Raw genomic sequence first — 14,957 nt, forward strand, 5'->3', positions numbered from 1 at the left:
TGTAACAGGAGCGCGAAGTGTAGGTGCTGATGTACATCTTAGAAATCAGACCAGTGGCGAGAGTATAGGTCTGACCAGATGGAATGTTGCAAGTATGTTTCTATCTTTTTTCAAATATGATCTAAGAAACGCGATCCAGCTGGCAAAATTTGGAGGTGGCGCACTCATGGATTCGGGTGAATTTTGTTTTAGATCATTTTTAAGTGTGATTTCGGTCACTTATCCGATTTTGCAGAATTAACAACTGGAGCAGCACTTTCCGGAAGCGTAAAATATCCACAACGTTTATCTGGCACCTTGGGTGCACATACAGAGGAAATCAACGATGAGTAAATGTAGTGCTGATGAAACCCCGGTTTGCTGCTGTATGGATGTTGGCACCATTATGGACAACTCCGACTGCACCGCGTCTTACAGCCGCGTGTTTGCAAACCGCGCAGAAGCAGAACAAATGCTGGCGGCGCTGACTGAAAAAGCCCGTGGCGTGGAATCCGAACCTTGCAAAATCACCCCGACTTTCACAGAAGAGTCTGACGGTGTTCGCCTGGATATCGATTTCACTTTTGCCTGCGAAGCTGAAATGCTGATCTTCCAGCTGGGTCTGCGTTAATTCCTCTCAGGTACGCACGCCCCTGCCAGTTGCTGGCAGGGGCGTTTTGTTTTCTCTTCTTCTTTTCTCTCTGTGTCATAGCTCCCACTTTCCCTTTTCTCCACTTGGCTAAATGTAAAAAAATGGTTAAGACTATGATCAGGTCAGACCACTTTATATATTTTTTTACAGGGGAGTGTTATGGGTCAGGTTTTACCGCTGGTTACCCGTCAGGGCGATCGTATCGCCATCGTTAGCGGATTACGCACGCCTTTTGCTCGCCAGGCGACGGCTTTTCATGGCATTCCCGCTGTTGATTTGGGGAAGATGGTCGTCGGAGAACTGCTTGCTCGTAGCGAGATCCCCGCCGAAGTGATTGAACAACTGGTATTTGGTCAGGTTGTGCAAATGCCGGAAGCCCCCAACATTGCGCGTGAAATTGTTCTTGGCACCGGAATGAACGTCCATACCGATGCTTACAGCGTCAGTCGTGCCTGTGCCACCAGTTTCCAGGCTGTGGCAAACGTTGCCGAAAGCCTGATGGCGGGAACTATTCGCGCGGGGATTGCCGGTGGGGCAGATTCCTCATCGGTATTGCCGATTGGCGTTAGTAAAAAGCTGGCGCGCGTGCTGGTGGATGTCAACAAAGCACGCACAATGAGCCAACGGCTGAAACTCTTTTCTCGCCTGCGTTTGCGTGACTTAATGCCTGTACCGCCTGCGGTAGCAGAATATTCCACAGGCTTGCGGATGGGTGACACCGCCGAACAAATGGCGAAAACCTACGGTATTACTCGCGAACAGCAAGATGCGCTGGCGCATCGTTCGCATCAGCGAGCCGCTCAGGCGTGGTCGGAAGGTAAACTCAAAGAAGAAGTGATGACCGCCTTTATCCCTCCTTATAAACAACCGTTCGCGGAAGATAATAATATTCGCGGTAATTCCACGCTTGCCGATTACGCAAAGCTGCGTCCGGCGTTTGATCGCAAACACGGAACGGTAACGGCGGCAAACAGTACGCCGCTGACCGATGGTGCTGCGGCGGTGATCCTGATGACCGAATCGCGGGCGAAAGAATTAGGGCTGGTGCCGCTGGGATATCTGCGCAGTTATGCATTTACCGCGATAGATGTCTGGCAGGACATGCTGCTCGGCCCGGCCTGGTCAACACCGCTGGCGCTGGAACGTGCCGGTTTGACGATGAGCGATCTGACATTGATTGATATGCACGAAGCCTTTGCTGCCCAGACGCTGGCGAATATTCAGTTACTGGGTAGCGAACGTTTTGCCCGCGATGTGCTGGGGCGCGCACATGCCACTGGTGAAGTGGACGACAGCAAATTTAACGTGCTTGGCGGCTCGATAGCTTACGGGCATCCCTTTGCGGCGACTGGCGCGCGGATGATAACTCAGACATTGCATGAACTTCGCCGACGCGGCGGTGGATTTGGTTTAGTGACCGCCTGTGCTGCCGGTGGGCTTGGCGCAGCAATGGTTCTGGAGGCGGAATAATGGAAATGGCATCAGCATTTACCCTCAATATGCGTCTGGACAACATTGCCATCATCACCATCGACGTTCCCGGTGAGAAAATGAACACCCTGAAGGCGGAGTTTGCCTCACAGGTGCGCGCCATTATTAAGCAACTCCGCGAAAATAAAGATCTGCGCGGCGTGGTGTTTATCTCCGCGAAACCAGACAACTTTATTGCCGGCGCGGATATCAACATGATCGGCAACTGCAAAACGGCGCAAGAAGCGGAAGCACTGGCGCGGCAGGGGCAACAGTTGATGGCGGAAATTCACGCCTTGCCAGTTCCGGTTATTGCCGCTATTCACGGCGCTTGCCTGGGCGGCGGGCTGGAGCTGGCATTAGCGTGCCACGGTCGTGTTTGTACTGACGATCCTAAAACGGTACTCGGTTTGCCTGAAGTTCAGCTTGGGTTGTTACCCGGTTCAGGTGGAACCCAGCGTTTACCGCGCCTGATAGGCGTCAGCACAGCATTAGAGATGATCCTCACCGGCAAGCAGCTTCGGGCAAAACAGGCGTTAAAGCTGGGGCTGGTGGATGATGTCGTTCCGCATTCCATTTTACTGGAAGCCGCTGTGGAGCTGGCGAAGCAGGATCGTCCGGTTTCGCGGACACTCCCGGTTCGCGAACGTGTGATGGCGGGGCCATTAGGTCGTGCGCTGTTATTCAAAATGGTAAGCAAAAAAACAGAACAGAAAACCCAGGGTAACTATCCGGCGACGGAACGTATTCTTGAGGTTGTCGAGACAGGGTTAGCGCAGGGCACCAGCAGCGGCTATGACGCTGAAGCAAGAGCCTTTGGTGAACTGGCGATGACGTCGCAATCAAAGGCATTGCGCAATATCTTTTTTGCCAGTACTGATGTGAAGAAAGATCCTGGCAGCAATGTTGCACCCGCTCCCTTAAACAGCGTGGGGATTTTAGGCGGCGGCTTGATGGGCGGCGGTATTGCTTACGTCACTGCCTGTAAAGCGGGTCTGCCGGTACGAATTAAAGATATCAACGCTCAGGGGATTAATCATGCGCTGAAATACAGTTGGGATCAGCTGGAGAGCAAAGTGCGCCGCCGTCATCTCAAAGCCAGTGAACGCGACAAACAGCTGGCGCTGATTTCGGGGGCGACGGATTATCGCGGCTTTGCCCATCGCGATCTGATTATTGAAGCAGTATTTGAAAATCTCGAATTAAAACAACAGATGGTGGCAGAAGTTGAGCAAAACTGCGCCACTCATACCATTTTTGCTTCGAATACCTCATCTTTACCGATTGGCGATATCGCCGCTCACGCCACGCGACCAGAGCAAGTTATCGGCCTGCATTTCTTCAGTCCGGTGGAAAAAATGCCGCTGGTGGAGATTATTCCTCATGCGGGGACATCGGCGCAAACCATCGCCACTACGGTAAAACTGGCGAAAAAACAGGGTAAAACGCCAATTGTCGTGCGTGATAAAGCCGGGTTTTACGTCAATCGCATCTTAGCGCCTTACATTAATGAAGCTATCCGCATGTTGACCGAAGGTGAGCGGGTAGAGCACATTGATGCCGCGCTGGTGAAATTTGGTTTTCCGGTAGGTCCAATCCAACTTTTGGATGAGGTAGGAATCGACACCGGGACTAAAATTATTCCTGTACTGGAAGCAGCTTATGGAGAACGTTTTAGCGCGCCTGCAAATGTTGTTTCTTCAATTTTGAACGACGATCGCAAAGGCAGAAAAAATGGCCGGGGTTTCTATCTTTATGGTCAGAAAGGGCGTAAAAGCAAAAAACAGGTCGATCCCGCTATTTACCCGCTGATTGGCGCGCAAGGGCAGGGGCGGCTTTCCGCACCGCAGGTTGCTGAACGGTGTGTGATGTTGATGCTGAATGAAGCAGTACGTTGTCTGGATGAGCAGGTTATCCGTAGCGTGCGTGACGGGGACATTGGCGCGGTATTTGGCATTGGTTTTCCACCGTTTCTTGGTGGGCCGTTCCGCTATATCGATTCTCTCGGCGCGGGTGAAGTGGTTGCAATAATGCAGCGACTGACCACGCAATATGGTTCTCGTTTTACTCCTTGCGAGCGTTTAGTAGAGATGAGCGAGCGAGGGGAAAGTTTTTGGAAAACAACTGCAACTGACCTGCAATAAGAAGGTCAAAGCTATATGAATCCGCGCTGAGTGGTGGAGTGCTGGTCAAAATGTAAACACATATTGACTATACTTACGCCATTGAGGTAAAAAACAGCGTTTCATTCGGTGAATGGATAAGGCACAATGCCGGCCACCGTCCTCTTTATCTGGTTTCAGATGAAAGAAGACGGGCGAATCTGGTTAACAAAAGCGGTGCAATATGCAAGTTTTTATCATGCGTCACGGCGACGCAGCCCTCGATGCCGCCAGTGATTCGGTTCGTCCTCTGACCACTAACGGTTGTGACGAATCTCGCCTGATGGCGAACTGGCTGAAAGGTCAAAAAGTGGAAATCGAACGCGTTCTGGTGAGCCCGTTCCTGCGAGCCGAGCAAACACTGGACGAAGTAGGGGATTGTCTGAACCTGCCTTCCAGTGCAGAAGTTCTGCCGGAGTTAACGCCCTGCGGCGATGTTGGCCTGGTCAGTGCCTATCTGCAGGCGTTGACCAATGAAGGTGTTGCTTCGGTACTGGTGATCTCCCATTTACCATTAGTCGGGTATCTGGTCGCCGAGTTATGTCCGGGCGAAACGCCGCCTATGTTTACCACCTCGGCCATTGCCAGCGTAACGCTTGATGAAAGCGGAAAAGGTCAATTCAACTGGCAGATGAGTCCGTGTAATCTGAAGATGGCAAAAGCAATTTGATATGAACGTGTAAGGCCCGCTGGCGTAAGCTGTCGGGCCTTAGTTTTGCTTACTGTATTGAAATCATTGCTATTTAAATGCGTTTAATCGTCCTGGTGTGAAAAAATAAATGTTTCCATTTATAGTAATGGTGCTTATTTATTTTCACAAAGTTACATATGGAAGTAATTGTTGCTTTTTTGCATGGGTTATTATTTTTCGAAAAGAGGTGTTAAAAAATAAAAGATAACATTGCTGAGTAGATATTTTTGGGTCTTGATATAATATTAATTCAGAAAGATTAATATTATATCTTCGAGAAGCTAAAGTCACAATTGCCATATTTATTTTTAGCTGTTTTATGATCCAGAATCATTCATGGTATAAAGTGTTTGTACCGTTTTGATGAAATGTTCTGCTGCTTTTTGAGATAACCCTCAAGCTATTATTTGTGCTGTTGATTATTTAAAAATTTCTACACTGTGTTGTTAGTAAATTTAAATTGAATCAGTCTCATTAAAATATCAACATTGCCGCCACGCCAAAGAATATCATCTCGTGCAACCCGTATTTTATGGATCAGAAATCCTATTCAATGGTTGGTTAAAAGCTGCTGAAGAAAGATTGAGGGATTTTATCGTCAATATTTCAGTTAGCTTATATTCTAATTATTTATGGTTTAAGGACAAATAATGAGTAAGTTTGTAAAAACAGCTATTGCAGCAGCAATGGTAATGGGTGCGTTCACTTCAACATCTTCTTTCGCAGAAGGTAACAACGGTACTGCCCGTTTTTACGGCACCATTGAAGATTCCGTTTGCTCAATCGTACCAGACGATCACAAACTGGAAGTGGATATGGGTAATATCGGTGCAGATAAACTGAAAAACAACGGCACTACCACGCCGAAAGATTTCCAGATTCGTTTGCAGGACTGTGTGTTTGATACCCAAACTACCATGACCACTACCTTCACCGGTACTGTGTCTACGGCGAATAGCGGCAACTATTACACCATTTTTAATACTGATACCGGTGCGGCGTTTAACAACGTGAGCCTGGCGATTGGTGATCAACAAGGAACCTCTTACAAAAGTGGCGCTGGCATTAATCAGCAGATCGTAAAAGATACTGCGACCTCCAAAGGCAAACCGAAACAAACTTTAAACTTTAAAGCCTGGCTGGTAGGTGCGACTGACGCGCCGGACCTGGGTGGTTTTGAAGCTAATACCACCTTCCAGATTACCTATCTCTAAGGTATGTCCCCTCATAGCAGCAATGCTATGAGGGGTTTTTAGCGTTTCGATAGTCTTTAAATAACCACGGATGGATACGTGTATGCCTGACCATTCCCTTTTCCGCTTACGGGCGCTTCCCTGGTGTGTTGCTATGGCAATATCTGGATGCCATATCAATGCCTGGGCCGACGAAGATATTCAGTTTGATTCCCGTTTTCTGGAATTAAAAGGCGACACGAAAATTGATCTGAAGCGTTTTTCCAGTCAGGGTTATGTTGAACCGGGTAAATATAATTTACAGGTTCAGGTAAATAAACAGCCGTTACCCGATGAATATGATATTTACTGGTATGCGTCAGAAAACGATAAAAATAAAACTTACGCCTGCCTGTCGCCAGAGCTGGTGGCGCAGCTGGGTTTTAAAGAAGATATTGCACAAAAATTGCAATGGGATCGCGATGGTAAATGCCTCAAACCAGGTCAACTTGACGGTCTGGAAATACGTGCTGATTTAAGCCAGTCCGCGCTGCTCATCACCTTACCGCAGGCTTATCTTGAATACAGCGATGTAGACTGGGATCCACCTTCGCGCTGGGATGATGGCATCCCCGGTTTCATTGCCGATTACAGCATCAACGCCCAAACCCGACACGAAGAAAATGGCGGCGATGACAGCAACGACATCAGCGGAAATGGTACGGTTGGCGTTAACCTTGGGCCGTGGCGTCTGCGCGCCGACTGGCAGAGCGATTATCAGCACACCCGCAGCAACGATGAAGAGACGGATAACAGCACCGAGAGAAATTGGGACTGGAGCCGTTACTACGCCTGGCGTGCGTTACCGAGCCTGAAAGCCAAACTGGCACTTGGCGAAGACTATCTCGACTCCGATATTTTTGATGGTTTTAACTACATCGGCGGTAGCATCAGTACCGACGATCAAATGTTGCCGCCGAACCTGCGCGGCTACGCCCCGGATATTTCCGGCGTGGCGCATACAGCGGCGAAAGTCACCGTTAGTCAGGCCGGGCGCATAATTTATGAAACCCAGGTGCCTGCCGGGCCATTCCGTATTCAGGATCTCGGTGAATTTAACTCTGGTACGCTGCATGTGCGCATTGAAGAGCTGAACGGTCAGGTGCAGGAGTATGACATTAGCACCGCTTCCATGCCGTTTCTGACGCGCCCGGGTCAGGTGCGCTACAAAGTGATGATGGGGCGCCCGCAGGAGTGGGGCCACCATGTACAGGGCGGATTCTTCTCCGGTGGCGAAGCGTCCTGGGGGATAGCCAACGGCTGGTCGCTGTACGGCGGGGCGCTGGGCGATGAAAACTACCAGTCTGCCGCGCTTGGCATCGGGCGCGATCTCTCCATTTTCGGCGCGATGGCGTTTGATATTACCCACTCGCATACCCGACTCGACGATTCAACCGCTTACGGCAAGGGTACGCTCGACGGTAACTCTTTCCGCGTCAGCTACTCCAAAGACTTTGATGAACTAAACAGCCGCGTCACCTTCGCCGGATACCGCTTCTCTGAAGAGAACTATATGACCATGAGCGAGTATCTGGACGCGAATGACAGCGAAATGGTTAGCGCCGGCAACGATAAAGAGATGTACACCGCCACCTATAACCAGAACTTCAGGGATGCCGGCGTTTCTGTTTATCTGAACTATACGCGCCATACCTACTGGGATCGCGAGGAGCAGACCAACTACAACGTCATGCTTTCCCATTATTTCAATATGGGCGGCATTCGCAACATGAGTATCTCCCTGACAGGTTATCGCTACGAGTATGACAACAGCGCCGACAAAGGCGTCTATATCTCCTTAAGTATGCCGTGGGGTGATAACAGCACCGTGAGTTACAACGGCAACTACGGCAGCGGTTCAGACAGCAGTCAGGTGGGATACTTCAACCGTATTGATGACGCCAGCCACTATCAGATAAACGTTGGCAGCAGTGAAAATCACTCCAGCGTCGATGGTTATTACAGCCATGACGGCTCTATGGCACACGTGGATCTGAGTGCTAACTACCATGAAGGGCAATACACTTCTGCCGGGCTGTCGCTGCAAGGTGGAGCCACGTTAACGGCGCACGGTGGCGCGTTGCATCGTACTCAAAACATGGGCGGTACGCGCCTGCTTATCGACGCTGACGGCGTGGCTGACGTACCGGTCGAAGGTAACGGTTCAGCAGTTTACACCAACATGTTCGGTAAAGCCGTCGTTGCGGACGTCAATAACTACTACCGTAACCAGGCCACGATTGACCTGACTAAACTGCCAGAGAACGCCGAAGCCACGCAGTCAGTGGTGCAGGCGACGCTGACCGAAGGAGCCATTGGCTACCGTAAATTTGCGGTCATCAGTGGACAAAAGGCGATGGCTGTCCTGCGCATGAGTGATGGCAGTTATCCACCATTTGGTGCAGAAGTGAAAAACGAACACGACCAACAGGTCGGCCTGGTCGATGACGACGGCAACGTCTATCTGGCTGGGGTAAAAGCTGGCGAACGTATGAGTGTCTCATGGAATGGGGCTTCCCACTGTGAGATCTCCCTGCCAGATCCATTGCCTGCTGACTTGTTCAATGGCCTGTTACTGCCGTGTAAGCAAAAAGGCACAGTGACGCCTGCTACGCCGGTGGAAATCAAACCGGTGATTCAGGAACAGACGCAACAGGTCACGCCGGGTACACCGCCAGTCGCTATCTCCGCTAACCAATAACGTGATTAAGGAATGATCCATGTATACACAGACTAATACTGCAAAAATGGTTGCCCCGGCGCTGGCGCTGCTGGTGACCGCCGCCAGTTTTACAACCCACGCATCGGTAACGCCCGACCGCACCCGCTTGATCTTCAAAGAAAGTGACAAATCCATCAGCGTCACGTTACGCAATAACGATCCTAAGCTGCCATACCTGGCGCAAAGCTGGATAGAAGACGAAAAGGGCAACAAAATCAGCTCTCCATTGACGGTACTGCCGCCAGTACAGCGCATTGATGCGATGATGAATGGTCAGGTAAAAGTCCAGGGAATGCCGGATATCAGCAAGTTACCCGCCGATCGTGAGAGCATGTTCTACTTTAACGTGCGTGAAATTCCGCCAAAATCGAACAAACCTAACACCCTGCAAATTGCGCTGCAAACGCGTATCAAATTGTTCTGGCGACCCAAGGCGCTGGCAGAAATCAACATGAGAGATCCGTGGCAGCACAAGGTGACCTTAACCCGCAATGGTCAGACCTTCACCGTTAATAACCCAACGCCGTATTACGTGATCCTCAGCAACGCCAGTACGCAGAAAAATGGTAATCCGGCAGCCGGGTTTACGCCGCTGGTGATGCCGCCTAAAACATCTGCGCCGTTGAATGTGAAGATGGACAGTGTGCCGGTGCTGACTTACGTCAACGACTACGGCGCGCGACTTTCGCTGATCTTTAAATGCAACGGCAATAGTTGCCAGGTGGATGCAGAGCAGAGCCGTAAAGGTTAATGCCGGGAGAGTCTTATGAAATACACGTTTCTGGTGGGAACGGGCATTTTGCTCCTGAGCGGCTGGCTGACGGGCAACATTGCCGTCGCAGGGGAAAGTAAAAAGGTGTCATTATCGTTGCGCATTCTGGTCGATGCGCCACCGCCCTGTTCCGTGAAGGGGAGCAATGTTGAATTTGGCAATGTGTACATTAGCAAAATAAATGGCACAAATTACCGCACGACGGATGCGCTTTATACCCTGAACTGCGGTAACAAAATAGCAGGTGTTGATGATCTGCGGATGCAGCTTAAAGGCTCCACCACCGTGATTAACGGGGAAACGGTCATTGCGACCGAAATTTCAGGCCTGGGCATTCGCATTGAAAACGGCGCCGATAACTCCCTGTTTAAAGTGGGTGAAGGTAACTGGTCTGATTTCAATACTAACCAATTACCCAATCTCAAAGCGGTGCCGGTAAAACAGAGTGGAGTGCAGCTTACGCCAGCGGAATTTAACGCCAGTATGACGATGGTGGTGGATTACCAATGAAAAAACTCTCGCTCTTTTTACTCTGCGCGTATGGCGGCATGGCTCTGGCCGCTGACGATGACATCACCTTCCACGGTACGCTGGTGGCACCGCCTGTCTGTACTATCAGCGGTGGAAAGACCATCGAAGTGGAATTTCGCGATCTCATCATCGACAGCATCAACGGGGACTATGGTCGCAAGGAAGTGAACTATGACCTGAGCTGTGACTCCGCAGTTCGCGATCCCGACTGGAATATGACGCTCACCTGGACGGGGACGCAGACCTCGTACAATGACGCAGCTATCGAAACAGACGTTCCCGGCTTTGGTATTGAGCTTCAGCACGATGGTCAGCGTTTTAAGCTGAATACGCCGCTTGCCATTAACGCCATCGATTTTACGCAAAAGCCGAAGCTGGAAGCTGTGCCGGTAAAATCGGCTGATGCTGTGTTGAGTGATACCACGTTTTCGGCCTGGGCAACATTACGGGTGGATTATCAATGAAGACAGGACGCATTTATTCGCTCGGTTACACACTGTTAGCGGGTCTGCTGCTGACCGGTAGTACTCGTACTCTGGCCGTGGACAACAACCTGCATTTTTCCGGCAACTTGTTAAGTCGTTCCTGCACGCTGGTGGTTGATGGCGGAAATCTGGCAGAAGTGCATTTTCCTGCCATCAGCCGTCAGGATCTTATGGTCGCCGGGGAATCCCCGCGCGTTCCGGTGGTGTTTAAGTTGAAAGATTGTAAGGGGCCAGCGAGTTACCAGGTGCAGGTGACCCTTACCGGTACGGAAGACAGCGAGCAACCGGGTTTCCTTGCGCTGGATACCACCTCAGCCGCTCAGGGCGTCGGGATTGGGATGGAGACGACCGACGGTGTGCGGGTGTCGATTAACAACCCGACCGGGGCGAAATTTACACTCAGCGATGGCAGCAATGACATTAATTTCAGGGCCTGGCTGCAGGCGAAAAGCGGTCGCGATGTCACGCTCGGTGATTTTACCGCCAACCTGACGGCAACCTTTGAGTATATATAAGATGAAAAAAATACGATTACTGCTTTGCGCCATGCTGGTGCTGTGTTTTAGCCAGGGAGCTCAGGCGAAACTGGGGGCAGTCTATAATAACGTGACGATCTATTATGGTACGGTTGGTGCCAATGCAACGCTTCGTTTCTACCTGGATTTACTCACCACCAATGGAGTTTATCATGGGGAGTATTATCAGAATCGATCGTATGGCGTCGCTATTGGGGATCTTCCTAATAAGTCATGGACTGGGCCGGGAAACATTCCTGCACCCAAAATAACGATAAAGTCGGGGGATTTTACACAAGACTCACATTGTCCGGGTGTTAAAGAGATTGATCCAAATTTTAACTGGAGATGTTCCGATCTCGTAATGACTATAGAAGTCTCCGGTTCGGCAGAGACGTGCCCGTGGATGGTGGGGATGACGGCAAACAGTTCTGTAACTGTATATTATAATTATCAACCGAGGGTAGAGAATTATAGGGGGCCTACCACCTATACAACAACTTGCCCAGGTGAGCCATTAACAAATTATGATATCTCCTGGAGTGCTAGTCGCGTTGTCCACAGCCAGCTATTGAATCTGAAATCAACCGGGGCCGTGATTGAACAAAACTTATCGACCTACCTGATGAAAGATGGTCAGCTCTGCGATGGCAGCGGAACGGATGAACGCGCCGCGTATTGTCGCTATGTAAATCAGTTGATTACCTTTACTGCTGAAGGATGCGATAACGCTAAAGTGACGGTGGCGCCAACCAGGCACCCGATTACCGATCGGCAACTGCACGATATGTTAGTGCGTGTCGATACCAGTAGCAGGCAGCCTATAGACGCTACGTGCCGATTCCAGTACATATTAAATATGCTGTAGCGCCCATGCCGGATATGGCGTTCACGCCGCATCCGGCATTTCTTGTCGGATGCGATGTTGACGCATCTTATCCGACCTACAAATTCCATATCCGGATGTTGCCATTCAGGGCAATTCTGGCGGCAGCCACTCTTCCACTTCAATCAACACCAGCAACGCCGCGTCGCCACCATACTCTTTCGGTGCCTGGTGAAATGCCATTACATGCGGATGCTGCGCCAGCCACAGCGGTGTTTGCTGTTTTAAAATATGCTTCCCGTGACCATGCATCACACAGGCACAAAACACATGCTCACGGCGGCAGGCGGCAATCAACGCGCCTAACTCTTGTTTGGCCTGAAGCTGCGTCAGACCATGCAAATCCAGAAACAGCTCTGGCGAATAATCACCACGGCGCAGTTTCTTCGCCTCAAAATGACTGACATCCGGGCGGACATATTTCACCGGGCCTTCGGTATTTAATAACGGTTGAAACTCATCGGAGAAATAATGACTGGCATCCGCCTGTTCCTGAATCAACCGCTTGACCGGCACTTCGCTGATTTTTTTACGCTGTGGTCGATGGACAATCGTGTCCTGCTTAATCTTGCGAGTGCCCGCCATCAGCTGGCGAAACAGTGCCTGATCCTCCTCGCTGAGTGTTGTTTTCTTTTTCATTTATGCATCTCTATTTTAATTTTCCTACAGTTTACCCGACTCGCAGCGCAATCGATCGGTCAAAACATAATTTTCCTGTGTCATCGCCGCGTGAATGCTGATTTATCGTCATCTTCATGGCAAACTAGCCGCCGAAATTAATGCGACCATGCCCTGGAGGAATACGTGGATAAAATTTTCGTCGATGAAGCAGTAAATGAGCTGCAAACCATTCAGGACATGTTGCGCTGGTCGGTTAGCCGCTTCAGCGCGGCAAATATCTGGTACGGTCACGGCACAGACAACCCGTGGGACGAAGCAGTGCAACTGGTGTTGCCGTCGCTCTACCTGCCGCTGGATATTCCGGAAGATATGCGTAACGCCCGCCTGACCTCCAGCGAAAAACACCGTATTGTTGAGCGCGTGATCCGCCGCGTCAACGAACGCATTCCGGTGGCCTATTTGACTAACAAAGCCTGGTTCTGCGGTCATGAATTTTACGTCGATGAACGCGTACTGGTGCCGCGTTCGCCGATTGGTGAACTGATCAACAATAAATTTGCCGGACTCATCAGCAAACAACCGCAGCATATTCTGGATATGTGCACTGGCAGCGGCTGCATTGCCATTGCCTGCGCTTATGCCTTCCCGGAAGCGGAAGTCGACGCGGTGGATATCTCTCCCGACGCGCTGGCGGTTGCCGAACAGAACATCGAAGAACACGGCCTGATCCATAACGTCATTCCGATTCGATCCGATCTGTTCCGTGACTTGCCGAAAGTGCAGTACGACCTGATCGTCACTAACCCGCCGTACGTCGATGCGGAAGATATGTCCGACCTGCCAAATGAATACCGCCACGAGCCGGAACTGGGTCTGGCATCTGGCACCGACGGCCTGAAACTGACTCGCCGCATTCTCGGTAACGCGGCAGATTACCTTGCTGATGATGGCGTGCTGATTTGTGAAGTGGGCAACAGCATGGTACATCTTATGGAACAATATCCGGATGTTCCGTTCACCTGGCTGGAGTTTGATAACGGCGGCGATGGTGTGTTTATGCTCACCAAAGCGCAGCTTATTGCGGCACGGGAACATTTTGGAATTTATAAAGATTAAGTAAACACGCAAACACAACAATAACGGAGCCGTGATGGCTGGAAACACAATTGGACAACTCTTTCGCGTAACCACCTTCGGCGAATCGCACGGGCTGGCGCTCGGCTGTATCGTCGATGGTGTTCCGCCAGGAATTCCGCTCACGGAAGCGGATCTGCAACATGACCTCGACCGTCGTCGCCCTGGGACATCGCGCTATACCACCCAGCGTCGTGAACCGGATCAGGTCAAAATTCTCTCCGGCGTTTTTGAAGGCGTCACCACCGGCACCAGCATTGGCTTGTTGATCGAAAACACCGACCAGCGTTCCCAGGATTACAGCGCAATTAAAGACGTTTTCCGTCCGGGTCATGCCGATTACACCTACGAACAAAAATACGGCCTGCGCGATTATCGCGGCGGCGGACGTTCTTCCGCCCGTGAAACCGCCATGCGCGTTGCGGCAGGGGCGATTGCCAAAAAATATCTCGCTGAGAAATTTGGTATTGAGATTCGCGGTTGCCTGACCCAAATGGGCGACATTCCGCTGGAAATCAAAGACTGGTCGCAGGTCGAGCAAAATCCGTTCTTCTGCCCGGACCCGGACAAAATCGACGCCTTAGATGAACTGATGCGCGCGCTGAAAAAAGAGGGCGATTCTATCGGCGCGAAAGTGACCGTTATTGCCAGTGGCGTCCCCGCCGGACTTGGCGAGCCGGTCTTTGATCGCCTGGATGCCGACATCGCCCACGCGCTGATGAGCATCAACGCGGTGAAAGGCGTGGAAATTGGCGATGGTTTTGACGTGGTGGCGCTGCGCGGCAGCCAGAATCGCGACGAAATCACCAAAGAAGGTTTCCAGAGCAACCACGCAGGCGGCATTCTTGGTGGTATCAGCAGCGGGCAACAAATCATTGCCCATATGGCGCTGAAACCGACCTCCAGCATTACCGTGCCTGGGCGCACGATCAACCGCTTTGGCGAAGAAGTTGAGATGATCACCAAAGGCCGTCACGACCCTTGTGTCGGGATCCGCGCGGTGCCGATCGCTGAAGCGATGCTGGCGATCGTTTTGATGGATCACCTGTTACGGCAACGGGCGCAAAATGCCGATGTGAAGACTGATATTCCACGCTGGTAAAAC

Annotated in this window: 14 protein-coding genes; 13 read left to right on the top strand and 1 reads right to left on the bottom strand. The window is 50.9% G+C overall.

The genetic code is table 11. The features are described from left to right. Positions 1–325: 325 nt before the first annotated feature. The 11 genes from C3D30_RS08005 (at position 326) to C3D30_RS08055 (ending at position 12,079) form a co-directional block, all read left to right on the top strand. Positions 326–610 carry a YfcZ/YiiS family protein gene (locus C3D30_RS08005; protein WP_010353400.1) on the top strand — a complete coding sequence of 95 codons (285 nt, stop codon included), beginning with the start codon at positions 326–328 and terminating at the stop codon, positions 608–610. 180 nt (positions 611–790) lie between these two features. Beyond that, positions 791–2,101 (top strand): acetyl-CoA C-acyltransferase FadI, encoded by a 1,311-nt coding sequence (gene fadI, locus C3D30_RS08010; protein ID WP_016231839.1) that lies wholly within the window; start codon positions 791–793, stop codon positions 2,099–2,101. Continuing rightward, entirely contained in the window at positions 2,101–4,245 is a 2,145-nt protein-coding gene (fadJ, locus tag C3D30_RS08015) for a fatty acid oxidation complex subunit alpha FadJ (protein WP_105285572.1), read from the top strand. The genes fadI and fadJ overlap by 1 nt, the downstream gene beginning before the upstream one ends. 202 nt (positions 4,246–4,447) lie before the next feature. Then, on the top strand, positions 4,448–4,933 hold the full coding sequence (gene sixA, locus C3D30_RS08020) for a phosphohistidine phosphatase SixA (RefSeq protein ID WP_001195811.1): 486 nt from the start codon (positions 4,448–4,450) through the stop codon (positions 4,931–4,933). 671 nt (positions 4,934–5,604) lie between these two features. Further along, entirely contained in the window at positions 5,605–6,168 is a 564-nt protein-coding gene (locus C3D30_RS08025) for a fimbrial protein (RefSeq protein WP_000033321.1), read from the top strand. A gap of 82 nt (positions 6,169–6,250) precedes the next feature. Further along, a complete protein-coding gene (locus C3D30_RS08030; RefSeq protein ID WP_105286719.1) occupies positions 6,251–8,887 on the top strand; it encodes a fimbrial biogenesis outer membrane usher protein in 2,637 nt (878 codons plus the stop codon). A 19-nt stretch (positions 8,888–8,906) separates the two neighbouring features. Then, complete coding sequence (locus tag C3D30_RS08035) at positions 8,907–9,659, top strand: fimbria/pilus periplasmic chaperone (RefSeq protein ID WP_000288638.1); 753 nt, start codon at positions 8,907–8,909, stop codon at positions 9,657–9,659. A gap of 15 nt (positions 9,660–9,674) precedes the next feature. Then, on the top strand, positions 9,675–10,190 hold the full coding sequence (locus C3D30_RS08040) for a fimbrial protein (protein ID WP_000877922.1): 516 nt from the start codon (positions 9,675–9,677) through the stop codon (positions 10,188–10,190). Continuing rightward, positions 10,187–10,675, top strand: coding sequence for a fimbrial protein (locus tag C3D30_RS08045; protein ID WP_105286720.1), 489 nt, complete (start codon positions 10,187–10,189; stop codon positions 10,673–10,675). The genes C3D30_RS08040 and C3D30_RS08045 overlap by 4 nt, the downstream gene beginning before the upstream one ends. Beyond that, positions 10,672–11,211: a fimbrial protein gene (locus C3D30_RS08050; protein ID WP_105286721.1), complete on the top strand. Its 540-nt coding sequence runs from the start codon at positions 10,672–10,674 to the stop codon at positions 11,209–11,211. The genes C3D30_RS08045 and C3D30_RS08050 overlap by 4 nt, the downstream gene beginning before the upstream one ends. Position 11,212: 1 nt before the next feature. Then, positions 11,213–12,079, top strand: a complete 867-nt coding sequence (locus tag C3D30_RS08055) for a StfH/YfcO family fimbrial adhesin (protein ID WP_105285569.1) — start codon at positions 11,213–11,215, stop codon at positions 12,077–12,079. A 105-nt stretch (positions 12,080–12,184) separates the two neighbouring features. On the opposite strand, the gene smrB is transcribed toward C3D30_RS08055, so the two are convergent. Continuing rightward, a complete protein-coding gene (gene smrB, locus C3D30_RS08060) occupies positions 12,185–12,736 on the bottom strand; it encodes an endonuclease SmrB (protein ID WP_000730806.1) in 552 nt (183 codons plus the stop codon). 165 nt (positions 12,737–12,901) lie between these two features. Between smrB and prmB the strand changes: the two genes are divergently transcribed. After that, entirely contained in the window at positions 12,902–13,834 is a 933-nt protein-coding gene (gene prmB / locus C3D30_RS08065; protein WP_010351486.1) for a 50S ribosomal protein L3 N(5)-glutamine methyltransferase, read from the top strand. Positions 13,835–13,868: 34 nt separating this feature from the next. Next, positions 13,869–14,954, top strand: coding sequence for a chorismate synthase (gene aroC / locus C3D30_RS08070; RefSeq protein ID WP_010351484.1), 1,086 nt, complete (start codon positions 13,869–13,871; stop codon positions 14,952–14,954). Positions 14,955–14,957 lie beyond the last annotated feature (3 nt).

Source organism: Escherichia sp. MOD1-EC5433, assembly GCF_002966005.1.
Taxonomy (GTDB): Bacteria; Pseudomonadota; Gammaproteobacteria; order Enterobacterales; family Enterobacteriaceae; genus Escherichia; species Escherichia ruysiae.

What these genes read in the sequence shown, in the direction of transcription:
- C3D30_RS08040 (WP_000877922.1), top strand. Translation starts at nt 9,675, where the DNA reads ATGAAATACACGTTTCTGGTGGGAACGGGCATTTTGCTCCTGAGCGGC.
- smrB (WP_000730806.1), bottom strand. Translation starts at nt 12,736, where the DNA reads ATGAAAAAGAAAACAACACTCAGCGAGGAGGATCAGGCACTGTTTCGC.
- C3D30_RS08030 (WP_105286719.1), top strand. Translation starts at nt 6,251, where the DNA reads ATGCCTGACCATTCCCTTTTCCGCTTACGGGCGCTTCCCTGGTGTGTT.
- C3D30_RS08045 (WP_105286720.1), top strand. Translation starts at nt 10,187, where the DNA reads ATGAAAAAACTCTCGCTCTTTTTACTCTGCGCGTATGGCGGCATGGCT.
- sixA (WP_001195811.1), top strand. Translation starts at nt 4,448, where the DNA reads ATGCAAGTTTTTATCATGCGTCACGGCGACGCAGCCCTCGATGCCGCC.
- C3D30_RS08005 (WP_010353400.1), top strand. Translation starts at nt 326, where the DNA reads ATGAGTAAATGTAGTGCTGATGAAACCCCGGTTTGCTGCTGTATGGAT.
- fadI (WP_016231839.1), top strand. Translation starts at nt 791, where the DNA reads ATGGGTCAGGTTTTACCGCTGGTTACCCGTCAGGGCGATCGTATCGCC.
- C3D30_RS08025 (WP_000033321.1), top strand. Translation starts at nt 5,605, where the DNA reads ATGAGTAAGTTTGTAAAAACAGCTATTGCAGCAGCAATGGTAATGGGT.
- C3D30_RS08050 (WP_105286721.1), top strand. Translation starts at nt 10,672, where the DNA reads ATGAAGACAGGACGCATTTATTCGCTCGGTTACACACTGTTAGCGGGT.
- aroC (WP_010351484.1), top strand. Translation starts at nt 13,869, where the DNA reads ATGGCTGGAAACACAATTGGACAACTCTTTCGCGTAACCACCTTCGGC.
- fadJ (WP_105285572.1), top strand. Translation starts at nt 2,101, where the DNA reads ATGGAAATGGCATCAGCATTTACCCTCAATATGCGTCTGGACAACATT.
- C3D30_RS08055 (WP_105285569.1), top strand. Translation starts at nt 11,213, where the DNA reads ATGAAAAAAATACGATTACTGCTTTGCGCCATGCTGGTGCTGTGTTTT.
- C3D30_RS08035 (WP_000288638.1), top strand. Translation starts at nt 8,907, where the DNA reads ATGTATACACAGACTAATACTGCAAAAATGGTTGCCCCGGCGCTGGCG.